This is a genomic window from Streptomyces longispororuber (assembly GCF_024448165.1).
GTDB lineage: Bacteria > Actinomycetota > Actinomycetes > Streptomycetales > Streptomycetaceae > Streptomyces > Streptomyces longispororuber_A.
The window spans coordinates 1-6,632 of the sequence record NZ_JAMOLN010000341.1; the positions used below are offsets into that span (position 1 = coordinate 1).

Annotated in this window: 7 protein-coding genes; 2 read left to right on the forward strand and 5 right to left on the reverse strand. The window is 72.8% G+C overall.

Annotated features, from left to right (window positions below; genetic code table 11):
- Positions 1 to 203: 203 nt before the first annotated feature.
- Genes M4J07_RS45945 through M4J07_RS45955 form a run of 3 tightly spaced genes read right to left on the reverse strand, consistent with a single transcriptional unit; the run spans position 204 to position 2,367 of the window.
- Positions 204 to 614, reverse strand: coding sequence for a RidA family protein (locus tag M4J07_RS45945; RefSeq protein ID WP_255982998.1), 411 nt, complete (start codon positions 612 to 614; stop codon positions 204 to 206).
- Entirely contained in the window at positions 611 to 1,393 is a 783-nt protein-coding gene (locus M4J07_RS45950) for an IclR family transcriptional regulator (RefSeq protein ID WP_255982999.1), read from the reverse strand. Before M4J07_RS45950 ends, M4J07_RS45945 begins: the two co-directional genes overlap by 4 nt.
- The gene (locus tag M4J07_RS45955; RefSeq protein WP_255983008.1) at positions 1,390 to 2,367 is read right to left on the reverse strand and encodes a sugar kinase; all 978 of its coding nucleotides are present in this window, start codon (positions 2,365 to 2,367) and stop codon (positions 1,390 to 1,392) included. Before M4J07_RS45955 ends, M4J07_RS45950 begins: the two co-directional genes overlap by 4 nt.
- A 184-nt stretch (positions 2,368 to 2,551) precedes the next feature.
- On the opposite strand from M4J07_RS45955, the gene M4J07_RS45960 reads away from it, so the two are divergent.
- Positions 2,552 to 3,820 (forward strand): alanine racemase, encoded by a 1,269-nt coding sequence (locus M4J07_RS45960; RefSeq protein ID WP_255983001.1) that lies wholly within the window; start codon positions 2,552 to 2,554, stop codon positions 3,818 to 3,820.
- An 88-nt stretch (positions 3,821 to 3,908) separates the two neighbouring features.
- Entirely contained in the window at positions 3,909 to 5,516 is a 1,608-nt protein-coding gene (locus tag M4J07_RS45965; protein ID WP_255983003.1) for an N-acyl-D-amino-acid deacylase family protein, read from the forward strand.
- Positions 5,517 to 5,535: 19 nt separating this feature from the next.
- Here the strand turns inward: M4J07_RS45965 and M4J07_RS45970 are convergent, their stop codons facing one another.
- Together M4J07_RS45970 and M4J07_RS45975 are read right to left on the reverse strand one after the other, a co-directional pair.
- Complete coding sequence (locus M4J07_RS45970; protein WP_255983005.1) at positions 5,536 to 5,691, reverse strand: hypothetical protein; 156 nt, start codon at positions 5,689 to 5,691, stop codon at positions 5,536 to 5,538.
- 77 nt (positions 5,692 to 5,768) lie between these two features.
- On the reverse strand, positions 5,769 to 6,386 hold the full coding sequence (locus M4J07_RS45975) for an alpha-ketoglutarate-dependent dioxygenase AlkB (RefSeq protein ID WP_255983007.1): 618 nt from the start codon (positions 6,384 to 6,386) through the stop codon (positions 5,769 to 5,771).
- Positions 6,387 to 6,632: the final 246 nt, after the last annotated feature.

Below are 6,632 nucleotides of genomic sequence, written 5' to 3' on the forward strand. Positions count from 1 at the left end.
CGCCCGCCCGGTAGTAGGCGACCCCGTGGTCGGCCTCGGCCGGGGCGGCGGCCGCGAGGGGGGAGAACGGGGACATCGTCGACCTCGTAAGAGCATGGGGCTTTCGGGCAGGGGGGATCGCGGTGCGGCGCTGCGTGGTGCGGCGCCGCACCGTGACGACGTGCGTGCGGGGTCCTACAGGGGTGAGCCGCTCGGCTCGGGGCTCAGCTCAGGACGGCGAGCGCGTCGATCTCGATGAGCAGGCCCTTGGGCAGACCGACGTAGACGGTCGTGCGGGCGGAGGCCGGGGCCTTGAGGCCCTGCTCCTCGAAGTACTCGTTGTAGATGGCGTTCATCTCGGCGAAGTGGTCGACGTCCGTCAGGTAGACGCGCATCATCATGACGTCGTCCCAGGTGGCGCCGCCCTCTTCGAGGATCGCCTTGACGTTGGCGAAGGTCTGGAGGGTCTGCTCGCGCAGGGTGGGGCCGGCCGGGGTGGGGGCCTGGCCCGCGACGGCCGGGAGGAAGCCGACCTGGCCTGCGACCTGAAGGATGTTGCCCTTCTTGACGCCGTGCGAGAACTTCGCGGGCGGGGTGGTGTGCGTGGCGGGGGTGAGGGCGATCTTCTCGGTCATCGTGAACGTGCTTCCTTCGTGGGGGAGTTGGCGGTGGAACCGGTACCGGAGTAGTCCCGGCTGATGGCGTCCGCGGTGCGGCGCACCAGCGGGAGCAGGGTGAGGAGTTCCTCGGCGGTGACGACGACGTTCGGCGCGGAGACCGACATGGCGGCGACGACGCGGCCGTCCGCGCCCCTGATGGGGGCGCCGACGCAGTTGATGGACTCCTCGTGGCCACCGAGGTCGGTGGCCCAGCCCTGTTCGCGGACCTTCTCCAGCTCCCGCAGGAAAGCGGGGGCGTTGGGGGTCGAACGGGCCGTGTACATGGGGTAGTCGAGCTTCTCCGCGATGGCGCGGCGCTCGGCCTCGGACAGGTCGGCGAGGAGCAGCTTCGCCACGGCGGCGACCGTGATGGCGACGGGCTTGCCGATGCGCGAGTACATCCGCACCGGGTAGCGGCTCTCGACCTTGTCGATGTAGAGGACCTCGTTCTCCTCGTAGACGGCGAGGTGAACGGTGTGGCCGACCTTCTCGTTGAGCTCGACGAGGTGGCTGTGGGCGATCTCGCGCACGTCGAGGTTCTCGACGGCTTCCTGGGCGAGCGCGAAGAGGCGGGCGCCGAGGCGGTAGCGCTGGTCGGACTGGCGGTAGACCAGGCCGTGCTCGTGCAGGGTGCGCAGCAGGCGCAGGGCCGTGGACTTGTGGACGCCGAGCCGGTCGGCGACCTGCCCCAGGTCGGCGGGTCCCTCGGCGAGCAGCGGCAGGATGCTGAGCGCGCGGTCGACGGTCTGGCTCATGGCGTACGTACCTCCTCGGCGGCCTCATGAACGGCTGCGGTCGTCCAGCCGGGGCCGAGGTGCAGTGTCCCCCACGCGGTGGGGTCGAGGGCGGTCAGCCGGTCGGCGTGGGCGCGGCTCGGCGGGGCGGTGAGGTCGCCGGGGACGGTGAGGGTGGCGGCGGCCCACAGGTGGCCGGTGCGCAGCCGCGCGGCCACCGGCAGGTCGCGCAGGGTGGCGGAGAGGAACCCGGCGGCGAAGGCGTCCCCGGCCCCGACGGCGGCGACGACGTCGACGCGCGGCGCGGGCTCGAAGTGGCGTCCTTCGCGGTCGTACGCGACGGCACCGGCCGCGCCCTGCTTCACGACGAGGAGGGCGGGCTCGGGCAGCGCGGCGCGGATCGCGTCGGGGCCGCCGGTGACGCCGAACGCCTCCTCGGCCTCGTCCTCGCCGACGAAGACGAGGTCGGCGCGGCGGGCCAGGTCGAGCAGGACGCGCGCGTCGTCCGGGGTGCGCCACAGGCCGGGGCGGTGGTTGACGTCGAAGGAGACGGTCGGGGCGGACCCCATGAGCGTACGGAGCAGGTCCAGGCAGTCCTCGGACAGCGCGGCGGTGATGCCGGACAGATGCAGGACGCGGCCGGAGCGCAGGGCGTCGAGGTCCGTGTTCGTGGCGGACATGGCGGAGGCGGCGGAGCCCGCCCGGTAGTAGGCGACCTCGTGGTCGGCCTCGGCCCGGTCGCCCGCGGTGCGGAAGTAGATGCCGGTGGGGCGGGCCGGGTCGCGGCGCACGCCGGAGACGTCGACGCCGTACGCGCCGATCGCCTCCACCAGGTGGTCGCCGAAGCCGTCGGCGCCGACCCGGCTGACCCAGCGGGCCCGGTGTCCGGCGGCGGCGAGCACGCACGCCACGTTGGACTCGGCTCCGCCGATGCCGCGATCGAAGGAGGGGACGTCGGCGAGGCGCCCCGCCACGGTGGGCAGGAACGTGACCATGGACTCGCCGAGCGCGACGACGTCCGTCGGTGCCTGTTCGCTGCTGCTCACGGTGGGGTGTCCTCCTCGCGGCTGAGGGCCAACGGCTCCGTTGACCCGGCGTTGGCTCGGATGTTAGACAGCAGTAAGCGACATACGCAATGGCCGTTGCACATATTGCAACCGCCCGCCTGGAGGAGGCTCCATGACTCTCGAGGACCTGGCGCAGGAGCGGGTGGACTTCCGCTTCAAGGGTCTGCCGCCCGAGGCCGACGGACTGACCGTCGCCGAGCTCGCGGCCCGCCGCCTGAACCTCTTCACGGACGGCTTCACCACCCCGGTGCTCGCCCTCTCCGCGGAGCGCCTGGAGCACAACCTCGCCCTGATGGAGACGTACGCCACCCGGCACGGCCTCGCGTTCGCACCGCACGGCAAGACGTCGATGGCGCCGCAGCTCTTCCAGCGCCAGATCGAGCACGGCGCGTGGGGCATCACCCTCGCCGTCCCCCACCAGGTGCGCGTGGCCCGGGAGTTCGGGATCGAGCGGATCTTCCTGGCGAACGAACTCGTCGACGCCGCGGCGCTGCGCCGGCTGGCCGCAGAGCTCGCCGGCGACCCGTCCTTCCGCTTCGTCTGCTACGTCGACTCGGTGCGCGGCGTGGAGCTGATGGAGGCCGCGCTGACCGCCGCCGGCGCGTCCCGCCCCGTCGACGTGGTCGTGGAGCTCGGCGCGGGCGAGGGTGCGCGCACCGGTGTCCGCACGGAGGCCGAGTGCGCGGCGGTCGCGGACGCGGTGGCCTCGGCGACGGCGCTGCGGCTCGTCGGAGTGGCCGGGTACGAGGGCGAGGTGCCGCAGGCCGACGGCGACCGGGTCCGCGCCTGGCTGCGCCGCCTGGTCGCGCTCGCGGCGGACTTCGACAAGGCGGGCCGGTTCGCGGGGCTCGACGAGATCGTGGTGAGCGCGGGCGGCTCCGCGTGGTTCGACGCGGTGGCGGACGTGTTCGCGGACATCCCCGAACTGAGCGTCCCCGTCCTGAAGTTGCTCCGCTCCGGCGCGTACGTCTCGCACGACGACGGCCACTACCGGCACCTCACCCCGTTCAACCGGGTCCCGGAGGAGGGCGCGCTGCACCCCGCCTTCCGGCTCTGGGCACAGGTGGTGTCGCGTCCGACGCCCGAGCAGGCGTTCACGAACGCGGGCAAGCGGGACGCCGCGTACGACCTGGACCTGCCGGAGGCCCAGGTCGTGCGTGAGCTGCGCTCCGGCGAGGTCCGGGACGCCTCCGGCGTGACCGTGACGGGACTCTCCGATCAGCACGGGTGGGTTCGCACGGAGCCCGGGGCCGGCCTGGAGGTGGGCGACTGGCTCGGCATGGGGCTGTCGCACCCCTGCACCTCCTTCGACAAGTGGCAGCTGATCCCGGTGGTCGAGGCGGACGGCACGGTCGTGGACTACGTCCGGACGTTCTTCTAGGCGCGCCCCCGGTGGGGGCTGGTCGCGCAGTTCCCACCGGGCCCGCACTCGCCCACCCCCAGAACCACCCCGAACAGGAGAGGCCCCCATGGACCTGGTCATCAAGAACACCCGCGTGATCGACGGCACCGGCGGCGCCTCGTTCCAGGCCGACGTGGCGATCGAGGACGGCCGCATCGCCGAGATCCGCCGGGAGGGCGAGGGCCCCCACCCCACGGGGGCCCGCACCGTGGACGGCACCGGCCTCGCCCTCGCGCCCGGTTTCATCGACATGCACGCCCACTCCGACCTCGCCCTGCTCCGCGACCCGGACCACAGCGCGAAGGCCGCCCAGGGCGTCACCCTCGAAGTCCTCGGCCAGGACGGCCTGTCCTACGCCCCGGTCGACGACCGCACCCTGGCCCAGGTCCGCCAGGTGATCACCGGCTGGAACGGCGGCGGCCCCGAGGACACCTCCGTCGACTTCGACTGGCGCACGGTGGGCGAGTACCTGGACCGCCTCGACCGCGGCATCGCGGTCAACGCCGCCTACCTCATCCCCCAGGGCACGGTCCGGATGTACGCGGTCGGCTGGGACGACCGCGACGCGACGCCCGCCGAGCTGGACCACATGAAGCGCCTGGTCGCCGAGGGTCTGGCGCAGGGCGCGGTCGGCATGTCGTCGGGCCTGACGTACACCCCCGGCATGTACGCCAAGGACGCCGAACTCACCGAGCTGTGCCGGGTCGTGGCCGAGTACGGCGGCTACTACTGCCCCCACCACCGCAGTTACGGGGCCGGCGCGCTCGACGCGTACCGGGAGATGGTGGAGCTGACCCGGACCGCGGACTGCGCCCTGCACCTCGCGCACGCGACGATGAACTTCGGCGTGAACAAGGGCAAGGGCGTCGACCTGCTCGCCCTCCTCGACGAGGCCATCGCCGACGGCGCCGACATCAGCCTCGACACGTACCCGTACACCCCGGGCGCGACGACGCTCGTGGCGATGCTGCCGAGCTGGGCCAACGAGGGCGGCCCGGACGCGACGCTCGCCCGGCTCAAGGACGACGGGACCTCCGAGCGGATCCGCCACCACGTCGAGGAGATCGGCGCGGACGGCTGTCACGGCGTGCCGATCGAGTGGGACAAGATCGAGGTGTCCGGCGTCGCCGATCCCGGTCTCGCCTCCTGCGTCGGCAAGACGATCGCGCAGGCCGCCGCCGAGCGCGGCGAGGCGCCCTGGGTCACCGCCCGCCGTCTGCTGATCGCGGACCGGCTGGGCTCGTCGATCCTGCAGCACGTCGGCCACGAGGAGAACGTCCGGGCGATCATGCAGCACCCGGTGCACACCGGTGGCAGCGACGGCATCCTCCAGGGCTTCAAGCCGCACCCGCGCGCGTACGGCACGTTCCCGCACTACCTCGGCCACTACGCCCGCGACCTGGGCGTCATGTCCCTGGAGGAGACCGTCGCGCACCTCACTTCCCGCCCCGCCGCCCGGCTGCGCCTGCCCGACCGCGGCCTGGTCCGCGAGGGCTACCGCGCCGACCTGGTCCTCTTCGACCCGGACACGGTGGCGGCGGGCTCGACGTTCGACGCTCCGCGGACGCTGCCCGTCGGCATTCCGCACGTGCTGATCGACGGCCGGTTCGTCATCGAGGACGGCCGCCGCACGGACGTCCTGGCGGGCAGGTCCGTACGGCGCACCGGCAGGTGAACCAGGTGAACCTGGTGAACTACGCGGCGGCCGGGGCCTCGGTGGCCGATTCCCGCCATCCGTGGACCGTGGCCGGATCGGCGTACCCGTCGTACGCGCCGATGGCCTGTTGCGGGTCGTAGACGACCTCGGGGATCACCGGGTCGTCGCCTTCGTGGGGGTGCTGCCAGGACATGAGGGCGGATTGTAGGGACTGCGGGGGTCCGTGGAACACCCAACGGCGATAGCGGAGCACATGCCGTCAACTCCCGCTCAGCGCACCCCGTGTGGCCGGAACTGCACGCTGATCCGCGGCCCCGCCGCCTTCGTCGACTTGGGGATCGCGTGCTCCCAGGTCCGCTGGCAGGAGCCGCCCATCACGATCAGGTCGCCGTGCCCGAGGGACCGGCGCACGGTCTCCCCGCCGCCCACCGGCCGCAGCAGCAGATCGCGCGGGGCGCCCACCGACACGATCGCGACCATCGTGTCCTCGCGCGCCCCGCGCCCGATCCGGTCGCCGTGCCAGGCGACGCTGTCCCGCCCGTCCCGGTAGAAGCAGAGCCCCGCCGTGGTGAACGGCTCCCCCAGTTCCTCGGCGTAGTGCGCGGACAGCACGTCGCGGGCCTCGCCGAGCACGGGGTGCGGCAGCGCCTCCCCCGCCCCGTAGAACTTCAGCAGGCGCGGCACGTCGACGACCCGCTCGTACATCTGCCGCCGCTCGGCCTTCCACGGGACGCCGTCGGCGAGGTGCCCGTACAGTTCGTCGGCGCCGCGCAGCCACCCCGGCAGCACGTCGATCCAGGCGCCGGCCCCGAGCACGGTGCGGCGCAGCCCGGCGAGCGGGCCGAGTGCCGTCTCGTCGTCCTGGTCGAAGAGCGATCCCTGCAGCATGGGTCCCACCTTAGCCAATGCATCGAACTAATGCCCGAATAGGGGGTTGGGTCACTTCTTCCCCTCTCCACACAACCCTTCACTCCCGTCGCACGTCGAACCCTGATCATCCGCGCCCCTGCCAGGAAAGAAGGGCATTTTGCGTCACCGCGCCCCCAGTCGCACCGCCACCTCCGCCTCGGCCTTCGCCGCGGCCGCGGCAGCCGCCGTCGCCGCGGGGCTGCTGACGACCGCCCCCGCCCAGGC

Coding starts and splice junctions, on each gene's coding strand:
- M4J07_RS45945 (WP_255982998.1), bottom strand. CDS start 614: ATGACCGAGAAGATCGCCCTCACCCCCGCCACGCACACCACCCCGCCC.
- M4J07_RS45950 (WP_255982999.1), bottom strand. CDS start 1,393: ATGAGCCAGACCGTCGACCGCGCGCTCAGCATCCTGCCGCTGCTCGCC.
- M4J07_RS45955 (WP_255983008.1), bottom strand. CDS start 2,367: ATGGTCACGTTCCTGCCCACCGTGGCGGGGCGCCTCGCCGACGTCCCC.
- M4J07_RS45960 (WP_255983001.1), top strand. CDS start 2,552: ATGACTCTCGAGGACCTGGCGCAGGAGCGGGTGGACTTCCGCTTCAAG.
- M4J07_RS45965 (WP_255983003.1), top strand. CDS start 3,909: ATGGACCTGGTCATCAAGAACACCCGCGTGATCGACGGCACCGGCGGC.
- M4J07_RS45970 (WP_255983005.1), bottom strand. CDS start 5,691: ATGTCCTGGCAGCACCCCCACGAAGGCGACGACCCGGTGATCCCCGAG.
- M4J07_RS45975 (WP_255983007.1), bottom strand. CDS start 6,386: ATGCTGCAGGGATCGCTCTTCGACCAGGACGACGAGACGGCACTCGGC.